The 13150-nt window shown below is 65.1% G+C and carries 16 protein-coding genes; 12 read left to right on the forward strand and 4 right to left on the reverse strand.

From position 1 onward, the window contains the following. Window positions 1-37 precede the first annotated feature (37 nt). Both OHQ90_RS09530 and OHQ90_RS09535 read left to right on the forward strand, forming a co-directional pair. Entirely contained in the window at window positions 38-1267 is a 1230-nt protein-coding gene (locus OHQ90_RS09530) for an NAD(P)/FAD-dependent oxidoreductase (RefSeq protein ID WP_328412740.1), read from the forward strand. A gap of 288 nt (window positions 1268-1555) precedes the next feature. Beyond that, window positions 1556-2137 carry a Uma2 family endonuclease gene (locus OHQ90_RS09535; RefSeq protein WP_328409206.1) on the forward strand — a complete coding sequence of 194 codons (582 nt, stop codon included), beginning with the start codon at window positions 1556-1558 and terminating at the stop codon, window positions 2135-2137. 22 nt (window positions 2138-2159) lie between these two features. On the opposite strand, the gene OHQ90_RS09540 is transcribed toward OHQ90_RS09535, so the two are convergent. Both OHQ90_RS09540 and OHQ90_RS09545 read right to left on the reverse strand, forming a co-directional pair. Next, window positions 2160-2558, reverse strand: coding sequence for a cupin (locus OHQ90_RS09540; protein ID WP_328409208.1), 399 nt, complete (start codon window positions 2556-2558; stop codon window positions 2160-2162). Between the two features lie 22 nt (window positions 2559-2580). After that, complete coding sequence (locus OHQ90_RS09545; protein WP_328409210.1) at window positions 2581-4026, reverse strand: MFS transporter; 1446 nt, start codon at window positions 4024-4026, stop codon at window positions 2581-2583. A 69-nt stretch (window positions 4027-4095) separates the two neighbouring features. Here OHQ90_RS09545 and OHQ90_RS09550 point away from each other — a divergent pair, with 69 nt between their 5' ends. Next, window positions 4096-4806: a TetR/AcrR family transcriptional regulator gene (locus OHQ90_RS09550; RefSeq protein ID WP_328409212.1), complete on the forward strand. Its 711-nt coding sequence runs from the start codon at window positions 4096-4098 to the stop codon at window positions 4804-4806. A gap of 15 nt (window positions 4807-4821) precedes the next feature. Here the strand turns inward: OHQ90_RS09550 and OHQ90_RS09555 are convergent, their stop codons facing one another. Beyond that, complete coding sequence (locus OHQ90_RS09555; protein WP_328409214.1) at window positions 4822-6855, reverse strand: M13 family metallopeptidase; 2034 nt, start codon at window positions 6853-6855, stop codon at window positions 4822-4824. 95 nt (window positions 6856-6950) lie between these two features. Then, a complete protein-coding gene (locus tag OHQ90_RS09560; RefSeq protein WP_328409216.1) occupies window positions 6951-8996 on the reverse strand; it encodes a M13 family metallopeptidase in 2046 nt (681 codons plus the stop codon). A 346-nt stretch (window positions 8997-9342) separates the two neighbouring features. On the opposite strand from OHQ90_RS09560, the gene rplN reads away from it, so the two are divergent. The 9 genes from rplN (at window position 9343) to rpmD (ending at window position 13149) form a co-directional block, all read left to right on the forward strand. After that, entirely contained in the window at window positions 9343-9711 is a 369-nt protein-coding gene (gene rplN / locus OHQ90_RS09565) for a 50S ribosomal protein L14 (protein ID WP_040686591.1), read from the forward strand. A gap of 1 nt (window position 9712) precedes the next feature. After that, the gene (gene rplX, locus OHQ90_RS09570) at window positions 9713-10030 is read left to right on the forward strand and encodes a 50S ribosomal protein L24 (protein WP_328409219.1); all 318 of its coding nucleotides are present in this window, start codon (window positions 9713-9715) and stop codon (window positions 10028-10030) included. A 1-nt stretch (window position 10031) separates the two neighbouring features. After that, on the forward strand, window positions 10032-10595 hold the full coding sequence (gene rplE, locus OHQ90_RS09575) for a 50S ribosomal protein L5 (protein WP_328409221.1): 564 nt from the start codon (window positions 10032-10034) through the stop codon (window positions 10593-10595). Window positions 10596-10597: 2 nt separating this feature from the next. Beyond that, window positions 10598-10783: a type Z 30S ribosomal protein S14 gene (locus tag OHQ90_RS09580; RefSeq protein ID WP_188829844.1), complete on the forward strand. Its 186-nt coding sequence runs from the start codon at window positions 10598-10600 to the stop codon at window positions 10781-10783. A 132-nt stretch (window positions 10784-10915) separates the two neighbouring features. After that, window positions 10916-11314 carry a 30S ribosomal protein S8 gene (gene rpsH / locus OHQ90_RS09585; protein WP_014981717.1) on the forward strand — a complete coding sequence of 133 codons (399 nt, stop codon included), beginning with the start codon at window positions 10916-10918 and terminating at the stop codon, window positions 11312-11314. Window positions 11315-11328: 14 nt separating this feature from the next. Further along, a complete protein-coding gene (gene rplF / locus OHQ90_RS09590) occupies window positions 11329-11868 on the forward strand; it encodes a 50S ribosomal protein L6 (protein ID WP_328409224.1) in 540 nt (179 codons plus the stop codon). A 2-nt stretch (window positions 11869-11870) separates the two neighbouring features. Then, entirely contained in the window at window positions 11871-12278 is a 408-nt protein-coding gene (gene rplR, locus OHQ90_RS09595) for a 50S ribosomal protein L18 (RefSeq protein WP_328409226.1), read from the forward strand. Between the two features lie 31 nt (window positions 12279-12309). Continuing rightward, window positions 12310-12969: a 30S ribosomal protein S5 gene (gene rpsE, locus OHQ90_RS09600; RefSeq protein WP_328409228.1), complete on the forward strand. Its 660-nt coding sequence runs from the start codon at window positions 12310-12312 to the stop codon at window positions 12967-12969. Then, the gene (gene rpmD / locus OHQ90_RS09605; protein WP_062983142.1) at window positions 12970-13149 is read left to right on the forward strand and encodes a 50S ribosomal protein L30; all 180 of its coding nucleotides are present in this window, start codon (window positions 12970-12972) and stop codon (window positions 13147-13149) included. Window position 13150: the final 1 nt, after the last annotated feature.

Here is a 13150-nt window from a genome sequence, read left to right on the forward strand (position 1 = left end):
GCTGGAGTATTAGAATGACGATGTGCAGCGCGCTGCAGTGACCGATCCTTCGCGTGTCGTGGTTCTCGGGTCCGGGTTTGCGGGTCTGTGGGCGGCGCTCGCGGCGGCCCGGCGGCTCGACGAGCTCGATGTGGCGGTCGGAACCGTCGATGTCACGATGATCAGTTCCACGCCGTACCACGATATCCGCGTGCGCGACTATGAGACCGATCTGAGCACATCCCGCATCCCGCTGAGCGCTCTTCTCGATCCGGTCGGAATCAAGCACATCATCGGCGAAGTGACGGCGATCGATGCTCTGGCGCGGGTCGTGGAATCCACCGCGGGCGCTCACAGCTACGACCGGCTGGTGCTCGCGTTGGGCAGCCAGGTGGTCAAGCCCGATATCCCTGGCCTGCGGGAGTTCGGTTTCGACATCGACACCCATGACGCAGCGACCAGACTGCAAGCCCACCTGCGTCGGCTTGCCGAGGGCCCCGCTGACTCGGCGGCCACGACAGTAGTCGTCGTCGGGGCAGGTTTGACGGGGATCGAAGAGGCGACTGAGCTGCCCGCGATGCTCGCCGACGCCTTTGCCGCGCGTGCCGTCGCACCGCGGGTCATCCTGATCGACCGCAACCCGTTCGTCGGCTCGGACATGGGCGCATCGGCGCGACCGGTCATCGAGGCGGCGCTGGCCGACATCGGGATCGAGACCAAGTTGGGTGTCGGTGTCGTCGCCATCGACAAGCGCGGCGTGACGCTTTCCTCGAGTGAAGTGGTGACCGCCGCCACCGTCGTCTGGTGTGCCGGCATGCGGGCCAACCCGCTGACCGCAGAGTTCGGGGTCGACCGTGACCGGCTGGGTCGACTCCCCGTCGACGATTATCTGCGGGTCTGTGGTGTGCCCGGGGTATTCGCCGCCGGTGACGTCGCCGTTGCGAAAATGGACGACGAGCATATGTCGGTGATGTCCTGCCAGCACAGCCGCCCGATGGGCCGATGGGCCGGATACAACGTCATCGGCGATCTTCTGGGCAAGCCCGTGAAGCCGTTGCGGATCCCTTGGTATGTAACGGTTCTCGATCTGGGACCGGCAGGCGCGGTGTATACCGAGGGCTGGGACCGCCACGTGGTCGCGTGCGGCGAGGAGGCCAAAGACACCAAGCGCGCCATCAACACCCGACGTATCTATCCTCCGTTGAGCCGCGACCGCGACGCATTGCTGGCCGCCGCCGCGTCCGAACTGCAGGCCGCGCCCGAGCACGGACCCGAGTCCACCCATTGACTACCAATCGCGCTGAGGGATACATAATCCGACAGAACAGGCAACGATCTCGGTGGTGACGGGTGCCTTCGCCGCAGCATGTGTCTCGCCCCCGCGCTCGACAACCGAAGGTTCTTACAACACATCGCCGACTGACGGGCACACCCGGCAAGTGATCGCGCCCGACGCGGCCACTACCAGCACCGATCCCGACTTACACCATGATCACGAAGTCCGGCTGGAGTACTAGGTCGACCCATGGTCCTCGGACGGCAACGCATCGGGTTGCCGCCTGGGTAGGCTTCCACCATGACGATCGAACCGTCCGGCCACTTGCCGCACGAGATGACCGAGGAGCAGTACCGTCAGCTGCCCGAGGCTATGGCGCGCGAGATCGAGGTTGTGCACGGGCATGTGATTGTCTGCGAGTCCCCTGTACCCGAGCACAATCGGGTAGCGCGCAGACTGGCAGGCGCCATGGAGCAGCTGCCGAGCACTGAGCCGTGCATCCGGGTGGAGACCGATATAGATGTGGTGTTGTGGCGAGTGCCGAAGTTTACGTTCCGTCGGCCCGATGTGACGGTGTACCGGTGCTTGCCCGAACGCGGCGCGAAGCCGGAGGCCGGCGATGCGTTGATCGTGGTCGAGGTTTCGTCTCCGTCCACCGCGGCCGAAGACTTGCTGGACAAGAAGGCTCAATATGCCCGGGCCGGCATTCCGCTATACCTGGTCGTCGCACTCGACACCAAGTACGACATCGAAGAGGTCCGCGAGTTCAGGCTCGACGCCCATGCCGCCGAGTATCGGCTGCATCGGCTGCATCGCGATGGATTCCTGCAGCTCGAGCATGTCGTGCTCGGCGAGATCAGCTTCGCGGACCTCGTTCGATAGTCAGCGAGATTCCTGTCGAGAGCTACTCGGCCACCGACCTGGCGACTGGTTCTCGACGGGTGCCGCCGCGCAGCCCGATCGACATGATGTCGGAGGGTTGGTCGAGTTCGATGCGGTGCCAACGGCCGCGTGGCACAACGTAAGCCGTGCCGGAGGTCAGGTGGACCATGGTCTCGTCGTCGCCGGGGTGTTCCGGTCGCAGGTACAGGCGCATCGCGCCGGATAGGCAGCACACCGCCTCTTCGGAGGATGGGTGGACTTCCCAGTGGTCGGCGTGCACATCGGCGTTGGTCTCGACATGGAATGTGGCGAGCTGCCAGCCGTCGGAGCCGGTGCTCATTCGACGTTCGCCCGCACGGACATTGCCGTCGGGGCGAAAGTGCAGGCCGCTGTCGAACAGGTCGATCGGTGTCTGGCTCATGGGTTTCCTTCCTCGGGTACTGCTATGGACGTGCGGGGGAGAGTTCCTCGTGCAGAGGCGCTTTCGGGGCGGCCGTCGAGTCGCGGCGGGCGGCGGGCAGGACCACGGCGGCGACCAGGGCGGCGGTGCCGAACACGAGTGCCGCGATGCCGAGAGCGAGCGCGTAGCCGTCGTTGAGTCCGGCGGGATCGACGTGGGCACGGGAGCGGCTCGCGGCGATGGTGGCGAGTGCGGCGACGCCGACGCTGCCGCCGAGTTGTCGTGCGCTGTTGAATACGCCCGATGCCATGCCCGCTTCTGGTCCCGCGACGCCCATGGTCGCCGCGGCGGCGACCGGAGCCAGGCACAGTCCGAGGCCGAAGCCGCCGACCAGCGAGGGGCCGAGCACGTCGGTGACGAAGCTGCCATCGGGACTGATCAGCGCGAACCAGCCGATGCCCGCGGCAGTGAGCAGGCCGCCGCCGATGAGTGCGGTCCTGGGTGAGCGTCGCGCGCCGACCCGGGTGGCGACCACCGTGCCGATGATCACGGTCAGCGAGAACGGCAGAAAGGCCGCGCCGGTCGCGCCCGCGCTCATCCCCAACACCTGCTGCATATACAGCGACACCAGGTAGAAAGCGGAGAATTGTCCTGCGGCAGCGAGGAATACGAAAAGGTTCGCGCCGGTGACCCAGCGGCTGCGGAACAGTCCGAGGCGAACAAGGGGAGTGGCGACCCGCGCCTCCACGGCAAGGAAGCAGGCCAGCACGACGACGCTCGCGGTCAGCGTGGCAATCGTGACACCCGAGGTCCAGCCGTAGTGATCGGTGCGCACCACGCCGATCACCAGCAGGCCGATGCCCACGGTCGCGAGCACCGCGCCGAGCGCATCGAGGCGACCTGCGGCGTGGTCGCGACGATCGGCTGCCACGCCCGCCGCCACCGCCGCGAGCGCGATCGCGACGATCGGGATATTGATCAGCATTACCCAGCGCCAGTTCGCGTACTCGGTCAGCAGCCCGCCGACCAGCACGCCCATCGCGCCGCCCGCGGCATTCACCGCACTCCACACGCCGAGCGCCCGCATTCGGGCGGGTCCTTCGGTGAAGGTGGTGGTCAGGGTGGCAAGCGCGGCGGGCGCAACGGCCGCCGCCGCCATACCCTGCACGGCGCGTGCGGCCACCAGCTGCCACGGTGCCTGTGCGAAACCTCCTGCCATCGAGGCGATTCCGAAGACGACCAGCCCGGCGGCGAACAACCTTCGCCGTCCGAACAGATCGCAGGCTTTGCCGCCGAGCAGTAGAAACCCGCCGAAGGTCAGCGCGTAGATGTGCACCACCCAGGCCAGCTCGAGCGGCGCGAATCCCAGATCGGCGCGGATTGCGGGTAGCGCGACATTCACGACCGCCATGTCGAGGGCCACCATGAACTGCGCGACGGCCACGGCCGCCAAGGCGACTCCCGGCCGCCCACTCAAGTTTTTATACACGTATAAAAACTAACCGCAGAGCGGCCCCGTGTCCACACATCCGTTCGGCGATGGGCGATGATGGACCTCATGCCGAACCCGTCGCCGCAGCACAACCGCACCGGAAGGCCCCCGCGCATCTCCCTGCTGGAGATCCTCGCCGCGGCCCATGCGGTCATCGATGCCGATGGCGTCGAGAAGCTGACGATGCGTCGTCTCGCCACGGAACTCGCCTGCACCCCGATGGCGCTCTACCACCACGTGCACGACAAGGAAGACCTACTGCGGCTACTGCTGAACGACTACGCCGACCAGGTGGTCTGGCCGGCACTGCCGGATGCGCCACGCGAGCGAATCCTGGTCGCCGCCAACGCAATGCACGAGGTGCTCGCCGCACGCTCATGGATCGTCGAGGTCCTCGTCTCCGACGACCTCTTCGGCGTCTCGGCACTCTGGATCAACGAAACCATCATCGATGCCGCCATCGCGAGCGGCCTCGGTCCCGATCGGGCCGTGCAGGCCTACCGCGTGATCTGGCACTACACCGCGGGCGACCTCATAGTTCGCGCCAAATCCGAGCGCCGAGCCGCCGAAAACCGTCCCACCTACCGCGAATCGGTCTTCGCCGACCTCGACCCCGACACCCTGCCCCGCCTATCGGCTCTCGGTCCGCGCTGGGTCGAGCTCACTGCGGTGGACACTTACGAATACGGCCTGCGGGCTTTGGTCGACGGTCTGCTCGCAGGCAGCGAAAGCCGGCAGCCCGGCGTGCTGCCGGGCTGCTCGTCGGACGCTGGATAACCAACCTCGAAGCGCTCAGAAACTGACGCGCTGGTTCTCCGGCATGAACAACTTGTCGCCTTCCTTCACCTCGAAGGTCTTATAGAACTCGGCGAGGTTGCGCATCACCTGGTTGCAGCGGAATTCGTTGGGGGAGTGGGTGTCCTGCAGTTGACTGATGGTGGCTTCCTCGGTCTGCTTCTCGCGCCAGCTGCGGGCATGGGAGAAGAACATCTGCTGGAAGTCCGGCTCTTTGCCTTCCCGCTTCGCCGCGATGCGGTAGGCCTCCAGCGCGATCTGGAGCCCACGCAGATCGGCGAGGTTCTCGCCGACCGTGAGCGCGCCGTCGACGTGGTATTTGGGGTCGAGGCCCTCCGGGACAAGCGGGTTGTACTGGTCGATCAACTGCTTGGTCTTGGCTTCGAACGCGGCGAGATCCTCGGGGGTCCACCAGTCGCGCCGGTTGCCGTCGGCGTCGTACTTGGCGCCCTGATCGTCGAAGCCGTGCCCGATCTCGTGGCCGATGGTGGCCCCGACCGCACCGTAATTGACCGCTGCGGTGGCGTCCTTGTCGAAGAACGGCGGCTGCAAATAGGCGGCAGGGAAGGTGATCTGGTTATTGGTCGGGGAGTAATAGGCGTTCACCGTCTGCGGCGACATACCCCATTCGGCTTTGTCGACGGGGGTGCCGAGCCGGTTGAAGGCCTTCTTGGACTCGAAAGCATTGACCGCGCGCAGGGATTCGATCAACTTGCCCCTGGTGATCTTCAAGTCGGAGTAGTCGTCCCACTTGTCCGGGTAGCCGATCCTGGCCTCGATCTTGTCGAGCTTGACGATGGACGCTTCCCTGGTCGGCTGCGACATCCAGGTGGAATGGGTGAAGTTATCCTTGTACGCGGCCATGAGGTCGGCGACCATTTCCTTGGCGCGATCCTTGGCCTCCGGCGGAAAGTGCTCGGCGACATACAGTTTCCCGAGCTGGTCGCCGAGATTGTCGTCCACGACGCCGACCGCCGACTTCCACAGCTCCGGGCGTTCGTCGAGCCCGCTCAGCACCCTGCCGACGAAATCGAAGCGCGCATCCGCGATGGCCTTGGGCAGGAAGCGGGCGAAATTCGCCGTCACGCTCGTGCGCAGGTACTCCCGCCAGACAGCGATATCGACGTCGGCCCACAACTGCGCCATCCCCGTCACGAACGACGGCTGGGAAACCACGATCTTGTCGAACAGCTGGCGCGACCGGTCGGTATTGCCCGCCATCCAGGGCTCCCAGTCGAATTGCGGTCCGAGCGCGGTCAGCTCCGACCAGCTCATCAGGTTGTAGGTGGCGTCGGTGTTCCGATTGCGCACGCTGTCCCAATGCGCGGCCGCGATCTTGGTTTCCAGGTCGACCACCCGCTGCGCCAGGCCGATCGGATCGGCGAAGCCCGCGGCCGCGGCCATCTTTTCCACGTAGGTCTTGTAGCCCGCGAGCTGCGTCGTGTACTCGGGTTTGCGGTAGTACTGCTCGCCGAGGCCGAGGCCGGACTGGCTGATGGTCGGGATGTAGGCGTTCGAGTTCTTGCGATCAATGCCGATACCGATGCCGATCAGACCCGAGATGGGCAGTTCGGCCATCACCTTGGCCAGGTCCGGCTTGGTCGCGGCGCCGTCGATCTTGGCGTACAGATCGGCCAGCGGGGTCATCCCGAGCCGTTCGATCGTGTCGAGATCGAGGCGCGCGTCGTAGAGGTCGCGAATCTGCTGCGCCTCCGAGCCCGCCTTCGGATCGTTGATGCCTTCGATGATCGCCCGCAACTGGTCCAGCGTGCGGTCGGAAGCCTCGCTGATCGCACCGACGGCGGCCTTGTCCGGCGGCAGCTGGTACTCCCGCAGCCACTTGCCGTTGACGTGCCGGTACAGATCGTCCTGCGGCCGGATAGCGCCATCGGCGCCACCCAGATCGACACCGGTGAGCTGCACGTTGTCGTTCTTCGAGCACGAAGCCAACGCGATGGCGGCCGGTACGACCCCCAGCGCGACCAGGAAGGCACGACGATCCAGCTGGCCGGGACGACCGTTTGATGTCACGAGGATTCCTCTCCCGATGCGGTGTCCCGCATCCTCGTCAGGCGCGATATTGCTTGCCCGAGGCTACCTGTCTCCGGTGGCGCGGGCCCGGCGTATCAGAGCGTGACCCGCTGGTCCTCGGGCAGGAACAGCCGGTCGGCGGCGGTGACGCCGAAGGTGCGGTAGAACTCGGCGATATTGCGGATCACCTGATTGCATCGGAACTCATTGGGGGCGTGGACGTCCATGGCCAGGCGCAGCTCCTGCCGCTGCTCGGTCGACTTGTCCCGCCAGATGCGCGCCCAGGAAAGGAACAGCGTCGGGTAGTCGGGTTCGCCGGTGCCGTCGTGCTGTCCCGCGATCCGCAGGGCCGCCAGCGCGATGCTCAGCCCCCGCAGATCGGCGAGGTTCTCGCCGACGGTGAGTGCGCCGTCGACGTGCTTTTCCGGATCGAGGCCGACGGGAACGAGCGCGTTGTACTGCGCGATGAGCTGCGCGGTCTTGGCGTCGAACGCGGCCCGATCCGCCGGGGTCCACCAGTCGCGCAGGTTGCCGTCGGCGTCGTATTCCGATCCTTGGTCGTCGAAGCCGTGACCGATTTCGTGACCGATGATCGCGCCGATCGCGCCGTAGTTGACCGCAGCCTGAGCATCCTTGTCGAAGAACGGTGGCTGCAGAATGGCCGCGGGGAACGAAATCTCATTGGCGCTCGGGTCGTACATGGCGTTCACCGTCTGCGGCGATATGGCCCATTCGGACCTGTCGACCGGTGTGCCGAGTCGCGCGAACATCCGCTTGCGCTCGAAAGTTTCTGCCGCGCGTAGGGATTCGATCAGTTTGCCCCTGGTGATGTGCAGTCCGGAGTAGTCGATCCAGGTGTCCGGGTAGCCGATCTTCGCGACGATCTTGTCGAGTTTGGCGATCGACGCAGCCCTGGTCGGCGGCGACATCCACGACGAGTTGGTGAAGTTGTCCCGATAGGCGGCCATGAGATCGGCGACGAGCGCCTGTGCCTGTTCCTTGGCGATCGGCGGAAAGTACTTGCCGACATAGAGTTTCCCGAGCGGCTGGCCGAGCGTGTCGTCGACGGTGTCGATGCCGTCCTTCCACGGCTCTTGACGCTGTTGCTGGCCTTGCAACGCCTTGCCGATGAATTCGAAGGCGGCAGCGGAGATGACTTCGGGTAGTTCGGCCGCGAATTTCTTTACCACGGCCGTGCGCAAGTATTCCCGCCAGCTCGCGATGTCGACCTCGGCCCAGAGTTGCCCTGCCGCTGTGACGAAAGACGGCTGCCCCACCACCACCTTGTCGAACAGCCCCCTGGGCCGGTCGGTACTACCCGCCAGCCACGGTTCCCAGTCGAATTGTGGTGCGAGCGAAGTCAATTCGGTCCAGCCGAGCAGGTTGTAGGTGGCGTCGGGATTGCGCAGCCGAACGTCGTCCCAATACCCGGCGGCAATCCTCGTCTCCAGCGCGAGCACGCGCTGTGCCGTGCCCGACGGATCGAGGAAGTCCGCACCGGCGGCGATGCGCTCCAGATAGGTTCGGTAGGCCGCCAGCTGCTCGGCGTATTCGGGCTTCCGGTAGTACTGCTCGCCCATGGTCGGATCTATGCCGGATTGGCCGATCATGGCGATGTAGTCGCCGGAGTTCTTCTGGTCGACCGCGACCCCGAGCCCGATCAGGCCGCCGACCGGCAGCGTGCCCATCACCCGGGCGAGGTCTGCCTTGGTCTCGGCGCCGTCGATCGCGGCGAACAGGTCGGCAAGCGGAGTGCTGCCCAGTCGCTCGATCTCGTCGAGATCGAGCCTGGCATCGTAGAGATCGCGGATCTGCTGTTCGGTCGACCCCGGCTTCGGGTCGCGAATGCTGTCGACGATGTCGCGCAACTGTTGCTGAACACGGTCGCGGACCTCGTTGAACGAGGTATACGAGGGCCGGTCCGCCGGCAGCTGATAATCGCGCAGCCAAGTCCCGTTGACGTGCCGGTATAGATCGTCTTGCGGACGAATCGCCTGGTCGGCACCGCTCATGTCGACCCCGGTCGGCGGCGTCGCCGCATCCTTGGAGCAGGACGCCAGAACCGTGGTGGCGGGAATCACTCCGAGTGCGATCAGGAAAGCTCGACGATCGAATCGAAACGGACCGGCAGACGAACTCAAGAAACCCCTCTTCCAGCGGCGATATCGAATACTGGTGGCATTTTTGGCGATCATGCCCTGGACCGAGGGTAGTAACGAGAAGGCTCGCTGGCACTGATCGGCAGGGGTTTCACAGCTGAATGTCAGGGTTGCCGAAATGGACCCGATTTTGGGATGACCAGCGGATTCCCCTACACTGAACCGGTTGCCTGCGGGAGCTATGCCCGCAATCCGGCCGTGAACCCCCAGTGGTTGGGTCATCGAGATCCGCATAACCGCTGGCAGGCGCGCGTTCGGGTGGCAGCAGGACCATGCCCGTCGGGTCGGCAATCCGGCGTGCGTATACATCCAGGTCAAGGAGGCTGAAGTGATTCAGCAGGAGTCGCGACTGCGCGTCGCCGACAACACGGGTGCGAAGGAAATTCTTTGCATCCGCGTGCTCGGTGGCTCGTCACGTCGCTATGCCGGCATCGGCGACATCATCGTCGCCACCGTCAAGGACGCTGTCCCTGGCGGCAACGTCAAGAAGGGCGAGGTCGTCAAGGCCGTCGTCGTGCGCACCGTCAAGGAGCGCCGCCGCCCGGACGGTTCCTACATCAAGTTCGATGAGAACGCCGCCGTGCTCATCAAGGCGGACAACGACCCGCGTGGCACCCGTATCTTCGGCCCGGTCGGCCGCGAGCTGCGCGAGAAGAAGTTCATGAAGATCGTTTCGCTGGCCCCGGAGGTGCTCTGACATGAAGGTGCACAAGGGCGACACCGTTCTCGTCATCTCGGGTAAGGACAAGGGCGCCAAGGGCAAGGTCATTCAGGCCTACCCGGCGACCGGCAAGATCCTGGTCGAGGGCGTGAACCGGATCAAGAAGCACGTCGCGGACTCCGCGAACCAGCGTGGCGCCTCCTCCGGTGGCATCGTGACCCAGGAAGCCCCGATCCAGGTCTCGAACGTGATGGTCGTCGATTCCGATGGCAAGCCGACCCGTGTCGGTTACCGCACCGATGAGGAGAGCGGCAAGCGGGTCCGGATCTCCCGTAAGAACGGGAAGGACATCTGACATGACTACCTCTGAGAAGACCCAGCCGCGCCTGAAGGCGCGCTACCGCGCCGAGATCAAGGACGCGCTGAACGGCGAGTTCGAGTACGCCAACGTGATGCAGATCCCCGGCGTGGTCAAGGTCGTCGTCAACATGGGTGTCGGTGACGCCGCCCGTGACGCGAAGCTGATCAACGGTGCCATCAAGGATCTGGAACTGATCACCGGTCAGAAGCCCGAGGTCCGCAAGGCGACCAAGTCGATCGCGCAGTTCAAGCTGCGTGAGGGCATGCCCATCGGTGCGAAGGTCACGCTGCGTGGCGACCGCATGTGGGAGTTCCTCGACCGCCTGGTCTCCATCGCGCTGCCCCGTATCCGCGACTTCCGCGGCCTGTCGCCGAAGCAGTTCGATGGCAACGGCAACTACACGTTCGGCCTGAGCGAGCAGTCGATGTTCCACGAGATCGACGTGGACTCCATCGACCGTCCGCGCGGTATGGACATCACTGTCGTGACCACCGCGACGAACAACGAAGAGGGCCGCGCCCTTCTCAAGCACCTCGGCTTCCCGTTCAAGGAGAACTGACGATGGCCAAGAAAGCACTGCGTATCAAGGCCGAGGCCAAGCCGAAGTTCGGGGTCCGCGCCTACACCCGTTGCCAGCGCTGCGGTCGCCCGCATGCTGTCTACCGCAAGTTCGGTCTGTGCCGTGTCTGCCTTCGCGAGATGGCGCACCGCGGCGAGCTGCCGGGCGTGCACAAGAGCTCCTGGTAGCCACCACCAACTTCCGTCGTCCCGGCGCAAGCCGGGGCACGACGGGAAACTAACCCCAACTTCGTGATAGGCCCACGGGTCCTTCGGGCTCTTGCATGGGAACCGTTGCGAGAAAGGTAAACGGTCAAAAACATGACCATGACTGATCCGATCGCAGACTTCCTCACTCGTCTGCGCAACGCCAACTCGGCGTACCACGATCAGGTGAAGGCGCCGCACTCGAAGCTCAAGGCGAACATCGCCGAGATCCTCAAGCGCGAGGGCTACATCGCCGATTACCGGACCGAGGACGCGACCGTCGGCAAGAGCCTCGTCGTCGACCTCAAGTACGGCCCCAGCCGTGAGCGCAGCCTGCAGGGCCTGCGTCGCGTCTCGAAGCCGGGTCTGCGTGTGTACGCAAAGTCCACCAACCTGCCCAAGGTCCTGGGCGGCCTCGGCGTGGCGATCATCTCCACGTCGACCGGTCTGCTCACGGATCGCCAGGCGGCCAAGCAAGGTGTAGGCGGGGAAGTCCTCGCCTACGTCTGGTAAGGGGAGGTAGGACAATGTCGCGTATCGGCAAGAAGCCCATCGCAATTCCCGCGGGCGTCGATGTCACCATCGATGGCCAGACCGTGTCGGTGAAGGGTCCCAAGGGCACCCTGTCGCACACCGTCGCCGAGCCGATCACCGTCGCCAAGGGCGAGGACGGTCAGCTCGAGGTCGCCCGTCCGAACGACGAGCGCCAGAGTCGTGCACTGCACGGCCTGACCCGCACCCTGGTCTCGAACATGGTCGAAGGTGTGACCAAGGGCTACGAGAAGAAGATGGAAATCTTCGGCGTCGGTTACCGCGTGCAGGCCAAGGGTTCGAACCTCGAGTTCGCTCTCGGCTACAGCCACCCGGTCCCGGTCGAGGCCCCGGAAGGCATCACCTTCGCGGTGGAAACGCCCACCAAGTTCTCTGTGTCCGGAATCGACAAGCAGGCGGTCGGTCAGATCTCCGCTGTGATCCACGGACTGCGCAAGCCCGACCCGTACAAGGGCAAGGGCATCCGCTACGCCGGCGAGGTCGTTCGCCGCAAGGTCGGAAAGACGGGTAAGTGATCATGGCGCAAACCGAAAACCAGAAGGCCAAGCGCGTCCCGCGCGGCAAGGATGTGTCGACCACGCGTCGGCTGTCCAAGACGCGTCGTCACTTCCGTCTGCGCAAGAAGGTCGTCGGCACCACCGAGCGTCCGCGCCTGGTGGTCAACCGTTCCTCGCGTCACCTGCACGCACAGCTCATCGACGACTCGGTCGGCAAGACCATTGCCGCCGCATCCTCGATCGAGGCCGATGTGCGCGCCGTGGACGGCGACAAGTCGGCCAAGGGCAAGAAGGTCGGCGCGCTGCTGGCCGAGCGTGCCAAGGCTGCCGGTGTCGAGGCCGTCGTGTTCGACCGTGGTGGTCACGATTACCACGGCCGGATCGCCGCGCTGGCGGACGCCGCTCGCGAAGGTGGGTTGAAGTTCTGATGACTGCAAACATTTACGGAAGGAACGTCTGATGCCGGGACGTCAACGGCGTGACGGCGGCAGCGGACCCGCCGGACAGAATGGTGCGGCCCCCGAGGGCGGCCGCGACAACCGTCGCGGTGGCGGCGACCGTCGCGGTGGCGGCGATCGTCGCGACAATGCGGCCGAGAAGAACCAGCTCGAGCGTGTCGTCGCGATCAACCGCGTCTCCAAGGTCGTGAAGGGTGGTCGTCGCTTCAGCTTCACCGCCCTCGTGATCGTCGGTGACGGCAACGGTCTGGTCGGCGTCGGCTACGGCAAGGCCAAGGAAGTTCCCGCGGCCATTCAGAAGGGTGTCGAGGAAGCTCGTAAGAACTTCTTCCGTGTCCCGATGATCGGCTCGACCATCACCCACCCGGTTCAGGGTGAGGCGGCGGCCGGTGTCGTCATGCTGCGTCCGGCTTCGCCCGGTACCGGTGTGATCGCCGGCGGCGCGGCGCGTGCCGTGCTGGAATGCGCTGGTATCCATGACATTCTGGCGAAGTCGCTCGGTAGCGACAACGCCATCAACGTCGTGCACGCGACGGTTGCGGCACTCAAGATGCTGCAGCGTCCGGAAGAGGTCGCGGCCCGTCGTGGTCTGCCCATCGAGGACGTTGCCCCCGCGGGCATGCTGCGCGCACGCGCTCAGGCAGCGGGAGGTGGCAGGTAAATGGCAGATCTCAAGGTGACCCAGATCAAGTCGTCGATCGGCGCCAAGGCGAACCAGCGGGAGAGCCTTCGCACGCTCGGCCTGCGGAAGATCCGCCAGACCGTGGTTCGTGAGGACAATCCTCAGAACCGTGGGCTGATCAACGTCGTGCGCCACCTCGTAACAGTTGAGGAGGTCTGAC

Origin of the sequence: Nocardia sp. NBC_00403, from assembly GCF_036046055.1 — a bacterium.
In the GTDB taxonomy this organism is placed as follows: domain Bacteria; phylum Actinomycetota; class Actinomycetes; order Mycobacteriales; family Mycobacteriaceae; genus Nocardia.

What these genes read in the sequence shown, in the direction of transcription:
- OHQ90_RS09535 (WP_328409206.1), top strand. Translation starts at nt 1,556, where the DNA reads ATGACGATCGAACCGTCCGGCCACTTGCCGCACGAGATGACCGAGGAG.
- OHQ90_RS09540 (WP_328409208.1), bottom strand. Translation starts at nt 2,558, where the DNA reads ATGAGCCAGACACCGATCGACCTGTTCGACAGCGGCCTGCACTTTCGC.
- OHQ90_RS09550 (WP_328409212.1), top strand. Translation starts at nt 4,096, where the DNA reads ATGCCGAACCCGTCGCCGCAGCACAACCGCACCGGAAGGCCCCCGCGC.
- rplX (WP_328409219.1), top strand. Translation starts at nt 9,713, where the DNA reads ATGAAGGTGCACAAGGGCGACACCGTTCTCGTCATCTCGGGTAAGGAC.
- rplE (WP_328409221.1), top strand. Translation starts at nt 10,032, where the DNA reads ATGACTACCTCTGAGAAGACCCAGCCGCGCCTGAAGGCGCGCTACCGC.
- OHQ90_RS09580 (WP_188829844.1), top strand. Translation starts at nt 10,598, where the DNA reads ATGGCCAAGAAAGCACTGCGTATCAAGGCCGAGGCCAAGCCGAAGTTC.
- rpsH (WP_014981717.1), top strand. Translation starts at nt 10,916, where the DNA reads ATGACCATGACTGATCCGATCGCAGACTTCCTCACTCGTCTGCGCAAC.
- rplF (WP_328409224.1), top strand. Translation starts at nt 11,329, where the DNA reads ATGTCGCGTATCGGCAAGAAGCCCATCGCAATTCCCGCGGGCGTCGAT.
- rplR (WP_328409226.1), top strand. Translation starts at nt 11,871, where the DNA reads ATGGCGCAAACCGAAAACCAGAAGGCCAAGCGCGTCCCGCGCGGCAAG.
- rpsE (WP_328409228.1), top strand. Translation starts at nt 12,310, where the DNA reads ATGCCGGGACGTCAACGGCGTGACGGCGGCAGCGGACCCGCCGGACAG.
- rpmD (WP_062983142.1), top strand. Translation starts at nt 12,970, where the DNA reads ATGGCAGATCTCAAGGTGACCCAGATCAAGTCGTCGATCGGCGCCAAG.